Below are 19,275 nucleotides of genomic sequence, written 5' to 3' on the forward strand. Positions count from 1 at the left end.
TAGTCGGTTCGAGCGGCGCCGGTAAGGCGGAGCGGCCTTACCGATGGTGCAGCAGCATCGGCAGCCCGCCCCGCGGGCGCATGGTGATCCGTTGCTGGACCTCCACCTCATGGCCGGCCTTGAGCTCCAGGCTGTAGCGCTGGGCCAGGGTGGCCAGGATCAGCATGATCTCCGTGGTCGCCAGGGTCGCCCCGATGCACACCTTCGGACCCCCGCCGAAGGGCATGTAGGCGAAACGCGGACGCTCCGGCGCATCCTTGGCGAAGCGCTCGGGATCAAAGCGGCCCGGATCCTCCCACAGCAGCTTGTGGCGATGCAGGATCCAGGGGGCGATGGCCACCATGCCGCCCTTGGGAATGGTCATGCCGCAGATCTCGTCGGCCTCCAGAGCCACCCGGGTGGAGATGCCGGGCGCCGCCGGATAGACCCGCATCGCCTCGTCCACCACCATCTTCGTATAGGTCAGGTTGGGCAGGTCTTCATGGGTCGGAGGCCGGCCCTCCAGCACCGTGTCCAGTTCCGCGTGCAGGCGGGCGGCCACGCCGGGATGCTGAGAGAGCAGGTACCAGAGCCAGCACATGCTGGCCGCCGTGGTCTCGTGCCCGGCCAGGAAGATGGTCACCACCTGGTCGCGGATTTCCTTGGCGCTCATCGTCGCCCCGCCTTCGCTGTCGCGGGCCTCGATGAGCCGGCTGAGCAGATCCTGGGGACCGTCGGTGGGGTTGGTCTTCCGGTCCTCGATCATCCGGGCGATGTCGGCGTCCATCTCGGTGAAGACCGCGGCGATGCGCTTTTCCCGGGCCCGGAAACGGATGTCGCCGATCACCGGCAGGATATCCAGCAGGTTCATGTTCAGCTCGGCCATCGCGCGTTCCATGCTGTGCCGGACATTGGCCGAGACCGTCGCGCCGTCGGTGGAGAACATGGTGCGCGCGATGATCTCCAGGGTGAGGTCGGTCATGGCCTCGGCCACCTCGATCTCCGCCCCCTCCGGCTGCTGGTCCCAGCGCGACCGGAAGGCCAGCGCGCTCGCGGCCATGGCCGGCGCATAGGACGCGACGCTGGGGGGCGAGAAGGAGGGCGCCATGGTGCGGCGGTGGGTGCGCCACAGCTCGCCGTCGGTGGAGAGCAAGCCGTCACCGAACATGGCCGAGAAGTAGCGCCGCTCCCGCTCGGTCTTCGGATAGTTCGCCACCTTGTCCAGCAGCACCCGCTTCACGCCGCCGGGATCGCTGACCACGTAGTAGCTGATCCCGGTGATGGTCGGCACCTTCAGGACCGGGACCTCGTAGGCCTGCGGCGGGATGTTCGGGAACGGGTGCTTGCGCCCCGCCTTCTCCATGCCGAACAGCGGCATGCGGGCGGGCGGCGGATCGGAGGCCGCCAGTTTCGGCGTCGGCTCGGCGAGGCTCATCGCGCCCTCCCAGGGTCATTTAACGTCGTTAAGCTGACTTTACGCCGTTAAATTCGATTTACAAGCCGGCTTCGATGATCGACCAACGGCCCATGCCCCCGGCGTCCAAGCTTCGTCCGCAACTCAGTCCCGACCTGGTGGTCGAGGCCGCCGCCAGGGTCCTGGAGCGCGACGGGTTCGACGGCCTGACCATGCGGGCGGTGGCGGCCGAGCTAAAGGTGCAGGCGCCGGCCCTCTACTGGCACTTCCCCAACAAGGACGCCCTGCAGGTGGCGCTGTTCGACTACCTGATGGCCGATCTGGTCTTTGCGATCGACGGGCGGGACTGGCGCGAGGATATCCATCGCATGTGCCATCAGCTGCGCAGTCACCTGCTGGCGCGGCGGGACTCGGCCCGACTGCTGCCGCACGGCTTCTTCGTCGGCCCCAACATGATGGAACAGGCCGAGACCATCCTCGGCATCCTGATGCGGGCGGGGATGACGCCCAAGAACGCCGCCTACGCCATGAGCACGGGGGTCACCTACATCATCACCTGGGTGATCGGGGAGGCCGACCTCCTGCAACGGCGGCTGACCGGACACGACGGCAATGACGAGCTGGCCCATAGGCTGGTGGCCACCGGCCGCTATCCCTATTTCGCCCAGGCGATCGGGGCTTTCGAGCTGGGCGGGGATATCGAAGGCCAGTTCGACTTCGGCTTGAACTGCCTGATCGCCGGCTTCGAACAGCTGATCCCCCGACGCTGATTTCTGTCCCAGCCTGTTGCGCCCGGCGGACGCCCTCCGCATAACTCGCAGCCAAGTTTTGATGGGAGTTATGAACGGTGAGCGAGGGCGAAGTTTTCCCGGTTCCCGCGGCCTGGGCCAAGCGGGCCAAGATGAACGCGCAGACCTATGATGCCGCAGTCGCCCAGGTCGAAACCGACCCCGACGGTTACTGGACCAAGGTCGCCGAGCGCCTGGACTGGATGACCCCCTTCACCCAGGTGAAGGACACCTCCTTCCACAAACACCCCTTCCACATCCGCTGGTATGCCGACGGGGTGCTGAACGTCTCGGTCAACTGCCTGGACCGCCACCTCGACACCCGCGGCGACCAGGTCGCCATCATCTGGGAGAGCGACGAGGGCGAGCCCTGGGATAATCTCACCTACCGCCAGCTGCACGCCGAAACCTGCCGCATGGCCAATGTGCTGAAGGCGCGCGGGGTCCAGAAGGGCGACCGGGTCACCATCTACCTGCCGATGATCCCCCAGGCCGCCGTGGCCATGCTGGCCTGCGCCCGGATCGGCGCCGTCCACTCCGTGATCTTCGGCGGCTTCTCGCCGGACTCGATCGCCGGCCGCATCCAGGACTGCGACTCCAGGATCGTCATCACCGCCGACGAGGGCCTGCGCGGCGGCAAGATCGTGCCCCTGAAGCGCAATGTCGACGAGGCCCTGGAGCAGTGCCCCGGCGTCACCGACGTGATCGTGGTGCGCCGCACCCGGGCCGACGTGCCCATGAAGGCCGGCCGCGACGCCTTCTATTCGGACTTGAAGCAGGGCGTCGAGGACACCTGCGAGCCGGAGCCGATGAACGCCGAGGACCCGCTGTTCATCCTCTACACCTCCGGCTCGACGGGGAAGCCCAAGGGCGTGCTGCACACCACCGGCGGCTACCTGGTCTGGGCGGCCCACACCCACGAGCTGGTGTTCGACTACCAGCCCGGCGAAGTGTTCTGGTGCACCGCCGACGTGGGCTGGGTCACCGGCCACAGCTACGTGGTGTACGGGCCCCTGGCCAATGCGGCGACCTCGGTGATGTTCGAGGGCGTGCCCAACTATCCCACCAATTCCCGCTTCTGGGAGGTGATCGACAAGCACAAGGTCAACACCTTCTACACCGCCCCCACCGCCATCCGCGCCCTGATGCGCGACGGCGACGAACCGGTGAAGAAGACCTCGCGCAAGTCCCTGCGTCTGCTGGGCACGGTGGGCGAGCCGATCAATCCCGAGGCCTGGCTCTGGTACCATCGGGTGGTGGGCGACGGCCGCTGCCCCATCGTTGACACCTACTGGCAGACCGAGACCGGCGCCTGCCTGGCCTCCCCCCTGCCCGGCGCCACCCCGCTGAAGCCCGGTTCCTGCGCCAAGCCCCTGCCGGGGATCAAGTTCGAGCTGGTGGACGCCGAGGGCAAGACCCTGCACGGGGCGGTCAGCGGCAACCTGGTGATCACCGATAGCTGGCCCGGCCAGATGCGCACCGTCTATGGCGACCACCAGCGCTTCTTCGACACCTACTTCTCCACCTATGCCGGGAAATATTTCACCGGCGACGGCTGCCGCCGCGACGAGGACGGCTATTACTGGATCACCGGCCGGGTCGACGACGTGATCAACGTCTCCGGCCACCGCCTGGGCACCGCCGAGATCGAGAGCGCCCTGGTCAGCAACGAGAACGTGGCCGAGGCCGCCGTGGTCGGCTTCCCGCACGACATCAAGGGCCAGGGCGTCTACTGCTTCGTCACCCTGAAGGCCGACGTGGTCCCCACCGACATCCTGCAGGCTGAGCTCAAGGGCTGGGTGCGCCGGGAGATCGGGCCCTTCGCGGCGCCGGACGTGGTGCAGTTCGCGCCGGGCCTGCCCAAGACCCGCTCGGGCAAGATCATGCGCCGCATCCTGCGCAAGATCGCCGAAAACGATCTCACCAATCTCGGGGACACCTCCACCCTGGCCGATCCGTCGGTGGTGGACGACCTGGTGAAGAACCGCGTCGGAAACTGATCGGGCCGCCATGAGCCCCGATCTGCCCGCCGCCCTTCGCCTCGCCGCCGACCGCCTGCTGGAGGGGGTGGCTCGCAAGGGTCTGGCCGAGCGGTCGGCCAAGATCTCCAGTGGCTATCGGGGCGGCGAGACCTCGCGGGCGGTGGTCACCGACCAGGCCGACGCCGTGGCCTATGTGCTGTCGCGCCTGCCCGCTACCTACGCCGCCGACGCCTTCGTCTTCGCAGAGGCCCAGAGGATGGCTCCCGACTTCGCGCCGAAACGCCTGCTGGACGCCGGGGCGGGGCCGGGCGGGGCGAGCTGGGCGGCCCTCGAGACCTGGCCGGGCATCGACGCCGCGACCTTGCTGGATTCCAGCCGCCCCTTCCTGGACATGGCCGCCAGGCTGGCCGGCGAAGGCCCGCAAGCCCTGCAAAACGCCAACTTCCTGCGCGGCGACCTCACCGCGCCCTCGACGGACTGGCCCCAGGCCGACCTGGTGACCGCCAGCTACGCCCTGGCCGAGATCGCCCCGGCCCGCCAGGCGCAGACGGTCCAGGCCCTGTGGACCGCCACGGACGGGATGCTGGCCCTGATCGAGCCCGGCACGCCCGACGGCTATCGCCGCATCCTGGCGGCCCGCGAGACCCTGATCGCGGCCGGCGCGGAGATCCTGGCCCCCTGCCCCCACGCGCTGGCTTGCCCGCTCACCGCGCCCGACTGGTGCCACTTCGTCCAGCGGCTGCCCCGGTCGCGAGACCACCGCCTGGCCAAGGGCGCCGACCTGCCCTTCGAGGACGAGAAGTTCAGCTACCTGGTGGCGGTGCGCCCCGGCGTGGCGACTCAGCCCCGCACCGCCCGTATCCTGGCTCCCCCGCGTGTCGCCAAGCCCGCCATCACCTTCAAGCTCTGCACCCCGGCCGGCGCCGCCGCGCTCACCGATATTCCCCGCCGTGACAAGGCCGCCTACGCCTGGGCTCGCCGCCTCGACTGGGGCGACGCCCTTCCCTAGGGCAAGCGCGATGTGAGAGAACACCCCGCGCCGCCCACCGCATTTCCGGGCCGGCGATAAAGAATTCTGTTTTTCAAATTCCAAAATGGGAGGGCGCCATGCCCGTCAGCCGCGAAGTCCACCTCATCGAGCGCCCCAAGGCGATGCCCACCGTCGATCAGTTCGTGGTCGTCGAAACCAACGTGCCCGACGCCGCCGACGGCGAGGTGCTGGTGCAGAACCTCTATATGTCGGTGGACCCGGCCATGCGGCCGCGCCTGACCAACGGCCAGGAGCTGGGCGTGGCGATGATGGGCGGGGCGCTCGGCCGCGTCGTCCAATCGAAGAACAGCGACTACGCGGTGGGCGACCTGGTCTCCAACCGCCTGGGCTTCCGCGAGTACTTCACCTCCGACGGCAAGGGCCTCACCAAGCTGACGCCGGACCCGGACCTGTCGCTCACCACCCACATGCACGCCATGGGCATGACCGGCTTCACCGCCTATGGCGGCATCCTCCATATCGGGGCGCTGAAGGAGGGCGAGCAGGTCTTCGTCTCCACCGCCGGCGGGGCCGTGGGCTCCATCGCCGCCCAGATCGCCAAGATCAAGAACTGCTACGTGGTCGGCTCCACCGGCACGGCCGAGAAGGCCGCCTGGTTGAAGGACGAGGTCGGGCTCGACGCGGTGATCAACTACAAGGACGCCCCGATCCGCACCCAACTCGAGGCCGCCACGCCCAAGGGCATCGACGTCTATTTCGACAATGTCGGCGGTGATCACCTGGAGGCCGCCCTGCGCCGCATGAACACGCTGGGCCGCATCCCGGTCTGCGGCTTCATCTCCGGCTACAATTCCGGCCACTCCAATGTCTCGAACCTGTCCAACATCATCTATTCGCGGGTGATGCTGCGGGGCTTCGTCGGCACCGACTTCATGCACATGTACGCAGACTTCCAGCGCGACATGGCCGGTTGGTTGAAGAGCGGCCAGGTGAAGTACCAGGAGACCGTCCTCGACGGCATCAACAACGCGCCGGCGGCCCTCATCGGCCTGATGAATGGCCTCAACGCCGGCAAGATGCTGGTGAAGCTGGCCGACTAGGCGCCCAACTTTCCTCCCCTGCCCGGCGGGGGAGGAAAGCGACGGCGCATGACAATCCCGTAAGCTTTCCTCGCGCGTCGCGGATGCTAGGTTCGCAGCAACCCAGCCCCTTCGAGACGCGCCCATGTTCCGCACCTTCGCCTGCGCCGCCGCCCTCAGCCTCGGGATCGCCACCGCGGCCCCCGCCTTCGCCGCCGACCAGGTTCCGCCGATCGTCTACAAGGAGCGGGTGCTGGCCAATGGGATGAAGGTCTATTCGTCCATCGACCGGACGACCCCCAATGTGACGGTGCAGGTCTGGTACGGCGTAGGGTCGAAGGACGACCCCCAGGGCCGTTCGGGCTTCGCCCACCTGTTCGAACACATGATGTTCAAGGCCACCAAGGACCTGCCATCCGAGAGCATCGACCGCTTCACCGAGGATGTCGGCGGGGTGAACAACGCGTCGACCTATGACGACTTCACCAACTACTACGAGGTGGTGCCGGCCAATCACCTGGAGCGGCTGCTCTGGGTGGAGAGCCAACGGCTGGGGTCCCTCGTCGTCGATGAGGCCACCTTCAAGTCGGAACGCGATGTGGTGAAGGAGGAGCTGCGCCAGCGGGTCCTGGCCAGCCCCTATGGCCGGCTGTTCGCCCTCTACCTGCCCCAGGCCAGCTACACGACCCACCCCTACAAGCGGCCGGGGATCGGCTCCATCGAGGAGCTGGACGCCGCCACCATCGACGACGTGCGCGCCTTCCACGCCGCCTATTACCGCCCCGACAACGCCGCCCTGATCGTGGTGGGGAACTTCGATCAGAAGGCGCTGGACGCCTGGGTCGACAAGTATATGGGCCCGCTGGAGGCGCCGGCCGAGCCGCTGAAGCGGGTCACCGCCGTGGAACCGCCCCGCACCGGGCCGGGCGTCTTCACCGGCTATGGCCCCAATGTGCCCCTGCCCGCCGTGGCCATCACCTGGCTGGGTCCGAAGGCGGCTGATCCGGACGCCTCGGCGCTGAAGGTGCTGGACGCCATCCTCTCGTCAGGCAAGTCGGCCCGCCTGTATGACGCCCTGGTCTACGACCAGCAGATTTCCGCTCAGGTGCTGTCCAGCGCCGACCTGCCCGAGCAGCCCGGCATGTTCGCGGTGGGCTCGATCATGGCCTCGGGCCACACCATCGAGGAGGGCGAGAAGGCCCTGCTGGCGCAGGTGAAGCGCCTGCGCGACGCCCCGCCCACCGCCGCCGAGCTGTCGGAGGCCAAGAACGAACTGGTGGCCGGCAAGCTGCGCGAACGCGAGACCATCGACGGCCGCGCCTTCGCCCTGGGCTACGCCCTGCGCACCGAGGGCGACGCAGCCCAGGCCAACAAGGAACTGGCCGAACTGCAGGCGGTGACCGCCGCCGACGTCCAGCGGGTGGCCGCCAAGTACCTGGCCGACGACCGCCGCATGACCATCCGCTATCTGCCTGAAAGTGATCGGCCCAAGGGCGAGGCGGTCACGGTCGCCGCCGCGCCCGCCGTCGCCTCGGTGAAGTATGCCGGCCCGGTCAGCGAACTGGCCCCCGAGGGCCAGCGCACGCCCCCGCCACCCCTGGCCGAACCGGTGAGCCCGGTCCTGCCCAAGCCCGCCGAGAAGACCCTGGCCAACGGCCTGCGGGTGATCGTCGCCCAGTCCACAACCCTGCCCCTGGTGACCGCCGACCTCACCGTGAAGACCGGCGCCTGGGCCGATCCCGACGGTCTGGCCGGCGTCGCGGGGATGACCGCCGGCATGCTGACCGAGGGCACCAAGACCCGCAGCGCCCCGGAGATCGCCCAGCAGACCGAGGCCCTGGGGGCGACCCTGTCGTCAGGGGGTGGCCAGGAGAGCAGTTCCGTCACCCTCAACGTCATGCCCAGCAACCTGGACGCCGCCATGGCGATCATGGCCGACGTGGCCAAGAACCCCGCCTTCGCGGCCGAGGAACTGGAACGCCAGCGGGCCCAGGCCCTGGACGGCCTTTCCGTGGCCTATCAGGAGCCTGGCCAGCTGGCCGGCTTCGCGGCCGGCCCCACAGTGTTCGCCGGCACCGCCTTTGGTCATGTTGCCGGCGGGACCCCGGCCTCGGTGGCCAGGTACGCCACCGGCGACCTGGTGAAGCTGCACGCGGCCTATTACCGCCCCGACAACGCCGTCCTGGTCCTGACCGGCAAGATCACCCCGGCCCAGGGCTTCGCCCTGGCCGAGAAGACCTTCGGCGACTGGAAGAAGCCCGCCACAGCGACACCGGTCGCGCCGACCATCACGCCCACGGCCAAGCCGCGCGCCATCGCCATCGACCTGCCCGGCACCGGCCAGGCGGCGGTTACGGTGCTGAAGCCCGGCATCGCCCGCAACGACCCGGCCTACTATCCCGGGATCGTCGCCAACACCGTGCTGGGGGGCGGCTACTCCGCCCGGCTGAACCAGGAGATCCGCATCAAGCGCGGCCTGTCCTACGGCGCGTCGTCCTCCCTCACGCCGCGTCAGACCACCGGCCTGTTCCGCGCCGCGGCCCAGACCAAGAACGAGTCCGCGCCGCAGGTGCTGGACCTGATCCTGGCCGAGATGAAGGGCCTGACCGCCACCCCGCCGGGCGCAGAAGAGCTGAAGGCCCGCAAGTCGGTGCTGATTGGCGGCTTCGGCCGTGAGCTGGAGACCACCGACGGCCTGGCCGACATTCTCGGCAATCTGGCCCTGTACGGCGTGCCGCTGTCGGAAATGAACGCCTATACCGGCAAGGTCGAGGCGGTCACCGGCGGGCAGGTGCAGGACTTCGCGGCCACCCGACTGGATCCGGCCGGGGTCAGCGTCATCGTCGCCGGCGACGCCAAGGCCTTCAGCGAGGGCCTGAAGACTCGCCGGCCTGACCTGGAGGTGATCCCGGCGGCGGAACTGGATCTCGACAGCCCCACCCTGCGGAAAACTGCTAAAGCCCCCTGATGGGATTTGAATTCGACGCTCTGTCGCTGTTTGGCCTCAGCGCCGTCAGCGCCAGCCTGATCTGCTACACGATGGAGAAGCGGAGCCCCTGGTGGACCCTGGGCTTCGTCTTCGCCAACCTGGCCGCCGCCGGCTACGGTTTCGCCCAGGGCGCCTGGCCCTTCGGTCTCATCGAGATCTTCTGGGGCGCGGCGGCCCTCTGGCGATGGCTGGGGACGCGGAGACCCGCGCCCGTCTAGAGCATGTCGACCTAGCTTGGGGCGGCCCGGGCCGCCACGCGTTGAACCGCGCCGCCGCGCTCGTACCAGCCCTTGGACCGGTTCACGATGGCGACCACGGAAAGCATGACCGGCACCTCGATCAGCACGCCGACCACCGTGGCGAGGGCCGCGCCAGAGGTGAAGCCGAACAGGCTGATGGCGGCGGCCACAGCGAGCTCGAAGAAGTTGCTGGCGCCGATCAGGGCGGAGGGACCGGCCACGCAGTGGGCCTCTCCCGTCATCCGGTTGAGGAGGTAGGCCAGGCCGGAGTTGAAATAGACCTGGATCAGGATCGGCACGGCGAGCATGGCGATGATCGCGGGGTGCGCAATGATCTGCTGTCCCTGGAAGCCGAACAGCAGGACCAGGGTGGCCAGCAGGGCCGTGAGCGAGACCGGCCCGATCCGGTCCAGGACCCTCTGCAGATGAGGCTCGCCACCCCGCTTCATCAGAGTGGCGCGGAGCAGCTGCGCCACGATCACCGGCACGATGATGTAGAGGCCCACCGAGAGCAGCAGGGTCTGCCAGGGCACGGTTATGGCCGACAGCCCCAGCAGCAGCCCGACGATCGGCGCGAACGCCACGACCATGATGGCGTCGTTGACCGCCACCTGGCTCAGGGTGAAGTTCGGCTCGCCGCGGGTCAGGTTGCTCCAGACAAACACCATCGCCGTGCAGGGCGCGGCGGCGAGGATGATCAGGCCGGCGATGTAGCTGTTGATCTCTCCGGCCGGCAGGTAGGGCCGAAACAGGTAGCCGATGAACAGCGCGCCCAGCGCCGCCATCGAGAACGGCTTCACCGCCCAGTTGACGAACAGGGTGACGCCGATGCCGCGCCAGTGGCGGCCCACCTGGCGCATGGCCCCGAAGTCGACCTTCATCAGCATGGGGATGATCATCAGCCAGATCAGCACCGCAACGGGCAGGTTGACCTTGGCGATCTCCGCAGAGCCGATGGCTTCGAAAACGGTCGGCAGGAGGTGGCCGAGCGCCACGCCAACAACAATGCAGAGCGCCACCCAGACGGTGAGGAAGCGCTCGAAGCGGGACATCGCCTTGGGGCCCTCGGCCGGGGCGAGCGGTTGGATGGTCATTGGACGGAACCGGCCTGATCGACGCGCTCGCCGATCTCGCGCAGCTTGGTCTGCAGCGACATCCTGTCGAGCGACTCCAGCGGCAGGCTGAGGAAGAGCCGAATGCGGTTGCCAAGCAGGCGCGCGGCCTGCGCAAACGCGGCGCCGATCTGGGCTTCCGAACCCTCCGCCGCGGCGGGATCGGGCACGCCCCAATGGGCGGTCATTGGCTGGCCGGGCCAGATCGGGCAGACCTCGCCAGCGGCGTTGTCACAGACCGTGAAGATGAAATCGAGCGGCGGGGCCTCGGGCTTGGCGAACTCGTCCCAGGACTTCGAGCGGAAGTCGGTCAGTTGGAAGCCGCAGATCTCGACGATGGGGCGGACATGGGGATTGACCCGCCCCGTCGGCATCGAACCCGCCGAATAGGCCTTGAAGCGTCCCGCCCCCTCCTTGTTCATCAGGGCCTCGGCCATGACCGAGCGCGCCGAGTTGCCGGTGCATAGAAAGAGGACATTGAACGGCTTTGAGGTGTCCATGGTCGGGGATCCTTAGGCGTGGAGCGGTTCGGGAACGCAGCAGGCGGTTCGCGCGAGCACCTCGACCAGAGGCGCGCATATCTCCGGGGAACCGGCGCAGCAGTCCTCCATCAAGTAGCCCAGCAGCTCGCTCATCTGATCGAAGCGCGCGCTGTAGATGATCGATCGGCCGTCCCGGCGCGATTCCAGCAGGCCCGCGTGGGTAAGAACCTTGAGATTGGCGCTCAGGGTGTTGGGCGGCGCGTCAAGCCGCCGGGCGATCTCGCCGGCCGCGAGGCCTTGCGGACCGGCTTGAACGAGCATGCGAAAGGTCGCCAGGCGATTTTCGTGCGCAAGGGCGGACAGACAGGCGATGGCGGCCTTTATTTCCATACTTCAAAAGTAGCGGAAATATACGACAATAGAAAGACGCCGCGTCCGGTGACCCCAGGCCTAAGCCACCGGGCGCAGGCGCCACATGCCCTAGTGGCGGAAGACCCGCACGCCGGTGAAGACCATGGCGATGCCGCGCTCGTCGGCGGCGTCGATGACCTTCTGATCGCCGATGGAGCCGCCCGGTTGGATGACGGCGGTGCAGCCGGCCTCGGCGGCCTGGATCAGGCCGTCCGGGAACGGGAAGAAGGCCTCCGAAGCGCAGGCCGAGCCCTTGAGATCCAGGCCGAAGTCGGCGGCCCGCAGGGCGGCGATGCGGGCGCTGTCCTTGCGGTTCATCTGGCCGGCGCCGACTCCCAGGGTCTGGCCAGCTCGGGCGTAGACGATGGCGTTGGACTTCACGTGCTTGGCGACGGTGAAGGCGAACAGCATGTCGCGGATCTCCGCCTCAGTGGGCGCGCGCTTGGTGACCACCGTGAGATCGGCGGCCGTCAGGCGGGCGTCATCGCGGCTCTGCACCAGGAAGCCGCCGGAGACCGACTTGAAGGTGGTCCCCGCCGCCAGGGGATCGGGCAGGCCACCGGTGGTGAGCAGGCGCACATTCTTCTTCTTGGCGAACAGGGCGACCGCGTCGGCGTCGGCGTCGGGGGCGATCACCACCTCGGTGAGCAGCTTGAGGATTTCGGTGGCGGTGGCGGCGTCCAGCTTCTGGTTCAGGGCGATGATGCCGCCAAACGCACTGGTGGGGTCGCAGGCCAGCGCCCGCTCATAGGCCTCCACCATGGTTTTGCCGGTGGCCAGGCCGCAGGGGTTGGCGTGCTTGATGATGGCGCAGGCGGGACCATCCTTGGGGTCGAACTCGGCGATCAGCTCGAAGGCCGCGTCGGTGTCGTTGATGTTGTTGTAGCTGAGTTCCTTGCCCTGCAGCTGTTTGGCCGTCGCGACGCCCGGACGCGGGTCGGCGAAGCGGTAGAAGCTGGCCGACTGGTGGGGGTTCTCGCCATAGCGCATGGTCTGGACCAGCTCGCCGCCGATGGCCCGGCGCTTGGGCGCGGTTTCTCCCAGCGCAGCCGCGAACCAGGTGGAGATGGCGGCATCATAGGTGGCGGTGCGGGCATAGGCCCGCGCGGCGAGCGATTTGCGCAGCGCCAGACTGGTGGTCCCGGTGGCCTTCAGCTCGGCCAGAACCTCTTCCAGATCGGCGATCTCGGTGCAGACACAGACATAGCCGTGGTTCTTGGCCGCCGAGCGGATCATGGCCGGGCCGCCGATGTCGATGTTCTCGACACAGGTCTCGAAGTCACCGCCCGCGGCCACCGTCTGTTCGAAGGGGTAGAGGTTCACATAGACCAGGTCGATGCCGCCGATGCCGTGGTCGGCCATGGCCTTGGCGTGGTCGGGGGCGTCGCGCACGGCCAGCAGGCCGCCGTGGACGATGGGGTGCAGGGTCTTGACCCGGCCGTCCATCATCTCGGGGAAGTTGGTGAGATCCGAGATATCCTTCACCGCCAGGCCGGCGCCGGCGATGGCCGCCCGGGTGCCGCCGGTGGAGACCAGCTCGACGCCCAGTTCGGCGAGGACCTTGGCGGCGTCGATCAGGCCGGTCTTGTCGGAGACGGAGATCAGGGCGCGCTTGATTGTGGCGCGGTCGGCGGGCTTGGGGAAGTCGGGGGCTGCGGGCACGGCAAATCCTTCATCGTTTAAGGAATTTTGCCCAGGCGAGCGGCATATGGACCCCGCGCTCCCCGGTGGTCTCCCACCTCAGTTTCGCCAGTCACGCAGGTCGCCGGTCGTTTAGGCCGAGCGGGGCCGTGGGTCAATGCGGCGGCGGCCAGGCCTCGGCCGCGGCGAGCTTCCAGCGCACCCGGGCCCCGGCGTCCAGGCGGACGTTGCCGCGCAGGACGATCTGGTGGGTCCGCTTGGGCAGGCCCTCCTGGAAATAGACCGAGGTTTCCACGGCCACCTCCTGGGCGTCGTTGCGCAGCCACCAGCCGGTCTCGTCCCCCTCGCCCCTCAGCAGCACGCTCTTGCCATCGCGGGCCAGGCTGGCGCGGACATCGGGGTGGACGTGGAAGCGGACCATGAAGGGCACGAAGCGGCGGGCTTCCGGGTCTCCGGAGGCCTCGGCCACCGGTGTCAGTCGCTCCTCGCCCCGCAGTTCGTCGGCGGCGATATCCAGGAACAGGCGGCGTTCGTGGCGCAGGCCAAAGCGCGGGACCCAGCCTTCGTGCGACATCTCCAGCCACAGGGCCTGGCCCGTCTCGTGCCGCTGGGCGGCGACGGCGTCATAGGCGTCGATCAGGCGCGGGCCCAGGGCGCTGGCCCGAAAGCCGCGTAAAGGTTCACCACAAGCCGCGTCCCCCACCCCCACCGTCGAGCTGGCGTCGGCCAGGCGCAGGGCCTGGGGGCCGTTGGCTTCCGGCGACCAGGCGCAGGCCACGATCATGCGGCGGCCCGCCGCCAGCACCTCGATGGCGAGCGGCTGGGCGCAGGCCGTGACGCTCCAGGCCCCCTGGGCGGGCGGGGCGCAGTCGGCCAGGATCTGCAGGCTGCGGGCCTCCAGCCGCTGATAACCGTTGCGGGCGACGGGCGGGCGCTGGGTCTGCTCCTCGCTGGCGCGGGCGGCGGCGACATAGTGCCGGCTGGCGGCCTCGCCCCCCTGCAGGTCGGGCAGGCAGCCATCGGCCAGGGTGAAGAAGCGCACCGCGCCCGTCAGCCGGTCCATGGCCCGCATCATCTCATCGGGCGCCGCAATGCCGCGCTGGACCAGGGCCTCGTCCAGGGCCTGGAGGTCCAGGAGCAGCTCCAGCGCCGCCCGCGGGCTGCGCGAGGCGTGGCCGCCGTCGGGCTGAACGGTCACCGGCAGGGCGCGTTCGAGGCGTAGCAGCCCGCGATCGATGATTTTTTCGCCGGCTTCACCGGACAGGACCGTCCCGGCCAGGGTCGCGGCCACGGCGCGTTCGGCGGCCCGGACCGGACCGTCGATGCTGTCGAGCAGATGTCGGGCCTGGCGGGCGAGGTCCAGGGTGATCAGGGCGACCTCGGCGTCCGAGGCTCGGGCGCACAGGGTCGTCGCGGCGCAGGCCAGGTTGAAGGTTCGCCGCTCAAGCACCTCCGGCGCCCAGGAGAACCCGTTCCAGCGGCCGAACACCCGCGACCAGTCGAGGGTCAGGCGCAGACCCTCCGCCGCGCCGGCCTCCCCGGTGGAGAGCAGGTCGGGCATCCAGTCGAAACGATGCAGGACCGCGGCGAACCGTCGCGTCGGGCTGGGCCGATCCCAGGGGTCGCCCCTCGTCCCGGTCTCCAGGGTGGCGCCCCCGAACACGAAGCGACCATCGAGGATGCGGCGGCCGGCCTCCGGATTGACGGGACGGGGGTTGCGCGGACTGGCGGCCAGACCCTCAGGCCGCGGCCTGGCCAGCAGCCAGCGATGCAGGGGGTTGCCCGCCCATTCCCGGCGCGCCTGGCGCTGCAGGCCCTGGGCCAGCGCAAGAAGGAAGACTCGGCCGGGCAGGCGAGACAAAGCCGGAAGGCCGCCCGCCATGCCCGTCCTACCCGCCCTTGAGGGCGGCGATGTTGGCGGCGTAGGCGCTGGGCCCGCCCTTGAACACCGCGGTGCCCGCCACCAGGGCCGTCGCGCCGGCCGCCATGCAGAGCGGGGCGGTTTCCACCGTGACCCCGCCGTCGACCTCGAGATCGATGTCTCGCCCGGTGGCGTCGATCATCTCGCGGAGCCTGGCGATCTTGGCGAGCTGGGAGTGCATGAACTTCTGGCCGCCGAAGCCGGGATTGATCGACATCACCAGGATCAGGTCAATCTCGTCCATCATCCACTCGATCACCGAGGGCGAGGTGGACGGGTTGAACACCACGCCCGCCTTGCAGCCCAGTTCCCGGATGCGCTTGAGGGTCCGGTTCAGGTGGGGGCCGCTCTCCGGATGGACGCTGATGATGTCGGCGCCGGCCTCGGCGAAGGCCTCCAGGTAGTTGTCCACCGGGGCGATCATCAGGTGAACGTCGAAGGGGATCGAGACGTGGGGCTTCAGCGCCTTCACAATGTCGGGGCCGAGCGTGATGTTGGGCACGAAGTGGCCGTCCATCACGTCGATATGCAGCCAGTCGGCGCCGGCAGCTTCCACCGCGCGGCATTCCTCCCCAAGCTTGGCGAAGTCGGACGCCAGGATGGAGGGGGCGATGATCGGGGTGCGCGCGGTCATGATCCCGACTTAGCGGGGCCAGATGGCGGGGACAAGGCCGACCTCAGCTCGCTCGCACATAGCGCGCGACGAAGAAGCCGTCGGTCCCGCCCACCCGATGATGTGGCAGGATTCTAAGCGTCCCGTCCGACCGCAGGCTGGCCTCCGGCGCCCCGCCTTCGCCGGGCGTCATCGGCGCCAGGGCGAACTCCGGATTGCGGGCCAGGAAGCCCGGTGTCTGGGCCTCGCCCTCCTCCGGCTCCAGGGAGCAGACGCAATAGACCAGGCGGCCGCCCGGCTTCACGCGCCTGGCCGCCGAGTCCAGCAGTCGAGACTGGACCCCGGCCAGGGCGGCGACATCGCCGGGCTTGGCGGCCCAGAGGACGTCGGGATTGCGGCGATAGGTGCCCGTGGCGCTGCAGGGCGCGTCCAGCAGCACCGCGTCGAAGGTGCGGGTGTCGGGCCAGCTTCCGGCGTCGTCGGTGGCGGTCTCGGCGGTGAGGCCCATGCGGGCGAGATTCTCCGCCACCCGGACCAGGCGCGCGGCCGAACGATCGACGGCCACGACAGAGGCGCCGGCGGCGGCCAGTTGCAGGGTCTTGCCGCCGGGGGCCGCACAGAGGTCGAGGGCGCTCTCGCCGGGCTTCATGTTCAGAAGCCGCGCGGGCACGGCGGCGCTGGCGTCCTGCACCCACCAGGCGCCGTCGGCGAAGCCCGGCCAGGTGGAGATCTCGCCGCGCAGGGCAGATCGTAGCGTGCCGCCGGGCAGTTCCTCGGCTTCCAGGGCGGCCGCCAGGTCCGGCGACGGCGCCCTGAGGCTGAGATCGGTGGCCGGCTCGGCGGCGATCAGGGTGGCCATGGCGCGCGCGGCGTCCTCGCCGAAGGCCGCGGCCCAGCGGCTGAACAGCCAGGGCGGGGCCAGCAGTTCCGGATCGGTCATGTCCGGCGGCTCGCGGGTCAGGCCGCGCAGGATGGCGTTGACGACGCCCTTGAACGCCCGGCCCTCCTTCAGCTCGGCCACCAGGTCGACGCTGGTTCCGACGGCGGCGAAGGCGGGTGTGCCCAGCACGAAGGCCTGGGCGGCGCCCAGCCGCAGGATGTTGCGCACCACCTCGGGCGGCTCTCGGGAGATGCGGCCGTCGAGAGCCCGGTCGATGGGGCCGAGATGGCGCAAGGTCGCCAGCACCAGGGCGCGGGCGAACCCCCGGTCACGGGGTTCAAGATTGCGGAAGGCGGGCGTGGCGGCCGCCTCGTCGAAGCCCGAACGGCGGTTGAGGGCCGCTGCGAGCAGGTCGAGGGCGGCGCGGCGCGCGGGCAGGCCGGCGGCGTCGGAGGCTGAAAGGTCGGTCACGCGGGCGGCGTGCCCGCAAATCGGCCCCTAGGCAAGCCCCGACGTCGCCGGAGCGCCTCAGGCCAAGGCCGGCTTGCGGGCGACGCTGAGGATGGACACACCAAAGATCAGCATGCCCAGGACCAGAAGCACCTCACCCGCGCCCATGATCGGCGCCACGCTGGTGTCGCCCTTCAGCAGCAGGGCCAGCAGCGGCAGGCTGATCAGGTTGCCGAGGTTGGAGACCACGAAATTGGTCCAGGCCAGGCGGGTGGGCGTCTGGGCGCCAGCCAAGCCGTAGAAGGTCCCCATCAGGGCGAGCGTCGCCCAGCCCAACAGGTTGATGTGGGCGTGGACCGGCGACAGGCTGTGGTCGCCGGTCGTGCCCATGAAGATGCCCAGGCACATGCCGGTCAGGGCGTAGAGGACGGCGGCGCCGAAGAAGGCGACGGAAATCTTGGACATGACACTCCCCCGAATGTTGCGCGTCGTCGCCGAGGCGCGGCCTGGGCGAACACGGTTTGACTACCTAAAATGGGTTGTTCGCCATGGCAACGCTTGGCGCGAACTGGCGCCGGACGCCGTGCGGGCGTAAATTCAGCGCATGGCCGACTCTGATCCCCCCAACGCCGCCCCCGGCAAGCCGCTGACCCCCGCCGCCCGCCGCGCGCTGGAAGAAGCCGCCGCCCGTCACGCCGCCGAACAGGACGCCCAGCTGGCGGCGGAGAACGGCGGCCCCGCAGGTCTCGAGCCCACCCGCTTCGGCGACTGGGAACGCAAGGGCATCGCCGTCGACTTCTGACACGGCCCAGCCTGTTAACCCTTCGCGCCGGAGCTTTCGCGCCTGAGGCGTGAACAGTCGCCGCAACCGCTTATGCCGCCTAGGTTTCCGCTGAAGACGTGTGGCGGAGAGCGTGATGTCCTGGTTAATGCGAACCGTGTTGGGTCTGGCCTTGGCCTTCAGTGCGAGCGCCGCCCTGGCGGGATGCCCGAACCCCTGCAGCAGCGGCCGTGGCGACAGCTATCGTGGCGGCCAGAGCAGCTACAGCGGCGGCTACAGCCTGCGCACCTATGGCGACGTGGCCCAGCACTACGGCTACCCCAGTTGCGGCCAATGCGCCGCCTTCGCGCACGAGCGCGCCTACGAAGACCGCTACGAGGATCGCGGCCCGCCGCCTTGTCGGGCGGAGAGCTGCGGCGACTGCCGCCAGTGCGGCGAACTGATCCTCAGCAACGCCTTCAGCTACGACGGCGGCGTCGGCCCCTATCCCGAGGGCGGCTACGGCGGTGGCGGCGGTGGTTACGTGGCCGGCGGCGGGTTCGCCGGCGCGGGCTCGGGCTCCAGCGCTGGCGCCAGCGCCAGCGCGCGGGCCTCAGCCTCGGCCAGCTCCAGCAGCCACGTCAGCATCAATATCGGCCGGGGTGGCGGTGGCCACAAGGGCGGCGGCGGCGGGTGCAACACCTGCGGCGGCAGCCACAAGGGTGGCTACGGCGGGCATAAGTAATCTGGATCTCATGGCCGGGCTTGTCCCGGCCACCCATGATCTCCGAGATTCAGTAGGCGCCCGCCATCTCCGCGGCGACCCGGATCGCCGCTTCGCGGGGTTCGTTGGCGGCGGTGATCGGGCGACCCACCACCAGGTGCGAGGCGCCGGCCTTGAGCGCGTCGGCAGGGGTGGCGGCGCGGGCCTGGTCGTTCTTGGCCGACCAGTCGGGTCGCACGCCCGGCGTCACCACCAGGAAGTCCTTGCCGCCGATGGACCGCGCCAGGGCCGCCTCGTGCGGGCTGGCCACCACCCCGTCGCAGCCGGCGGCCACCGCCTGGTGGATGCGGCGCTCGACCAGGGAGCGCGCGGTCTCCGAGAAGCCCATCTCGACCAGGTCGGCGTCGGTCAGGCTGGTGAGCACGGTCACCGCCAGGATCTTGAGGTTGGACCGGCCCTTGCCGCGCACGGCGGCCTCCATGACCTGGGGTTCGCCATGCACGGTGAGGAAATCGCAGCCGCTATCGGCCAGCACCGCGGTGGAGCGCTGCACCGTGGTGCCGATGTCGTGCAGCTTCCAGTCCAGGAACACCTGCTTGCCCTTGGCCTTCAACTCGCCGGCCAGGGTCATGCCGCCGCCGGTGGCGAACAGCTCCAGCCCCACCTTGTAGAAGCTGACGGTGTCGGAGAGCGCCTCGACGATGGCGCGGGCCTCGGCCACGGTGGGCAGGTCCAGCGGGATGATCAGGCGGGGATCGGCTTTGACCAGGGTCTCGGACATGGCTTAGCTCCGGGCAGGCGCTCAGACCCTCTCACAGAG

The 19,275-nt window shown here is 69.3% G+C and carries 18 protein-coding genes and 1 riboswitch; of the genes, 8 read left to right on the forward strand and 10 right to left on the reverse strand.

Annotated elements, in window-relative coordinates; translation table 11 throughout:
- Positions 1-37: 37 nt before the first annotated feature.
- Positions 38-1,414 (reverse strand): cytochrome P450, encoded by a 1,377-nt coding sequence (locus Q7J39_RS07700; protein WP_304822375.1) that lies wholly within the window; start codon positions 1,412-1,414, stop codon positions 38-40.
- Between the two features lie 74 nt (positions 1,415-1,488).
- Between Q7J39_RS07700 and Q7J39_RS07705 the strand changes: the two genes are divergently transcribed.
- From Q7J39_RS07705 to Q7J39_RS07730, 6 genes are all read left to right on the forward strand, one after another.
- Entirely contained in the window at positions 1,489-2,163 is a 675-nt protein-coding gene (locus Q7J39_RS07705; protein ID WP_304822378.1) for a TetR/AcrR family transcriptional regulator, read from the forward strand.
- A 131-nt stretch (positions 2,164-2,294) separates the two neighbouring features.
- Positions 2,295-4,181, forward strand: a complete 1,887-nt coding sequence (acs, locus tag Q7J39_RS07710; RefSeq protein ID WP_370690019.1) for an acetate--CoA ligase — start codon at positions 2,295-2,297, stop codon at positions 4,179-4,181.
- Between the two features lie 10 nt (positions 4,182-4,191).
- Positions 4,192-5,172 carry a small ribosomal subunit Rsm22 family protein gene (locus Q7J39_RS07715; RefSeq protein WP_304822386.1) on the forward strand — a complete coding sequence of 327 codons (981 nt, stop codon included), beginning with the start codon at positions 4,192-4,194 and terminating at the stop codon, positions 5,170-5,172.
- A gap of 98 nt (positions 5,173-5,270) precedes the next feature.
- The gene (locus tag Q7J39_RS07720; protein WP_304822389.1) at positions 5,271-6,254 is read left to right on the forward strand and encodes an NADP-dependent oxidoreductase; all 984 of its coding nucleotides are present in this window, start codon (positions 5,271-5,273) and stop codon (positions 6,252-6,254) included.
- A gap of 124 nt (positions 6,255-6,378) precedes the next feature.
- Complete coding sequence (locus Q7J39_RS07725) at positions 6,379-9,201, forward strand: pitrilysin family protein (protein ID WP_304822395.1); 2,823 nt, start codon at positions 6,379-6,381, stop codon at positions 9,199-9,201.
- Positions 9,201-9,440, forward strand: coding sequence for a hypothetical protein (locus Q7J39_RS07730; RefSeq protein WP_304822401.1), 240 nt, complete (start codon positions 9,201-9,203; stop codon positions 9,438-9,440). The genes Q7J39_RS07725 and Q7J39_RS07730 overlap by 1 nt, the downstream gene beginning before the upstream one ends.
- Before the next feature lie 11 nt (positions 9,441-9,451).
- On the opposite strand, the gene arsB is transcribed toward Q7J39_RS07730, so the two are convergent.
- From arsB to Q7J39_RS07770, 8 genes are all read right to left on the reverse strand, one after another.
- A complete protein-coding gene (gene arsB / locus Q7J39_RS07735; RefSeq protein WP_304822797.1) occupies positions 9,452-10,513 on the reverse strand; it encodes an ACR3 family arsenite efflux transporter in 1,062 nt (353 codons plus the stop codon).
- A gap of 38 nt (positions 10,514-10,551) precedes the next feature.
- Positions 10,552-11,073 (reverse strand): arsenate reductase ArsC, encoded by a 522-nt coding sequence (locus Q7J39_RS07740; protein ID WP_304822407.1) that lies wholly within the window; start codon positions 11,071-11,073, stop codon positions 10,552-10,554.
- Positions 11,074-11,085: 12 nt separating this feature from the next.
- Positions 11,086-11,445: a helix-turn-helix transcriptional regulator gene (locus tag Q7J39_RS07745; protein WP_304822413.1), complete on the reverse strand. Its 360-nt coding sequence runs from the start codon at positions 11,443-11,445 to the stop codon at positions 11,086-11,088.
- Between the two features lie 90 nt (positions 11,446-11,535).
- Complete coding sequence (purH, locus tag Q7J39_RS07750; RefSeq protein WP_304822417.1) at positions 11,536-13,128, reverse strand: bifunctional phosphoribosylaminoimidazolecarboxamide formyltransferase/IMP cyclohydrolase; 1,593 nt, start codon at positions 13,126-13,128, stop codon at positions 11,536-11,538.
- 22 nt (positions 13,129-13,150) lie between these two features.
- Positions 13,151-13,233: riboswitch (ZMP/ZTP riboswitch) on the reverse strand.
- Between the two features lie 28 nt (positions 13,234-13,261).
- A complete protein-coding gene (locus Q7J39_RS07755; protein ID WP_304822420.1) occupies positions 13,262-14,989 on the reverse strand; it encodes a heparinase II/III family protein in 1,728 nt (575 codons plus the stop codon).
- Between the two features lie 7 nt (positions 14,990-14,996).
- On the reverse strand, positions 14,997-15,662 hold the full coding sequence (gene rpe / locus Q7J39_RS07760) for a ribulose-phosphate 3-epimerase (RefSeq protein WP_304822423.1): 666 nt from the start codon (positions 15,660-15,662) through the stop codon (positions 14,997-14,999).
- 43 nt (positions 15,663-15,705) lie between these two features.
- Complete coding sequence (locus Q7J39_RS07765) at positions 15,706-16,992, reverse strand: RsmB/NOP family class I SAM-dependent RNA methyltransferase (protein WP_304822426.1); 1,287 nt, start codon at positions 16,990-16,992, stop codon at positions 15,706-15,708.
- A 57-nt stretch (positions 16,993-17,049) separates the two neighbouring features.
- Positions 17,050-17,436, reverse strand: coding sequence for a hypothetical protein (locus tag Q7J39_RS07770; RefSeq protein WP_304822429.1), 387 nt, complete (start codon positions 17,434-17,436; stop codon positions 17,050-17,052).
- 139 nt (positions 17,437-17,575) lie between these two features.
- On the opposite strand from Q7J39_RS07770, the gene Q7J39_RS07775 reads away from it, so the two are divergent.
- Both Q7J39_RS07775 and Q7J39_RS07780 read left to right on the forward strand, forming a co-directional pair.
- Positions 17,576-17,773, forward strand: a complete 198-nt coding sequence (locus Q7J39_RS07775; protein WP_304822432.1) for a DUF1674 domain-containing protein — start codon at positions 17,576-17,578, stop codon at positions 17,771-17,773.
- Between the two features lie 127 nt (positions 17,774-17,900).
- Positions 17,901-18,476: a hypothetical protein gene (locus Q7J39_RS07780; RefSeq protein WP_304822435.1), complete on the forward strand. Its 576-nt coding sequence runs from the start codon at positions 17,901-17,903 to the stop codon at positions 18,474-18,476.
- Positions 18,477-18,525: 49 nt separating this feature from the next.
- Here Q7J39_RS07780 and pyrF read toward each other — a convergent pair whose 3' ends face one another.
- Positions 18,526-19,236 (reverse strand): orotidine-5'-phosphate decarboxylase, encoded by a 711-nt coding sequence (gene pyrF, locus Q7J39_RS07785; RefSeq protein ID WP_304822439.1) that lies wholly within the window; start codon positions 19,234-19,236, stop codon positions 18,526-18,528.
- Positions 19,237-19,275: the final 39 nt, after the last annotated feature.

This window comes from Phenylobacterium sp. (assembly GCF_030651185.1).
Classification (GTDB): domain Bacteria; phylum Pseudomonadota; class Alphaproteobacteria; order Caulobacterales; family Caulobacteraceae; genus Phenylobacterium.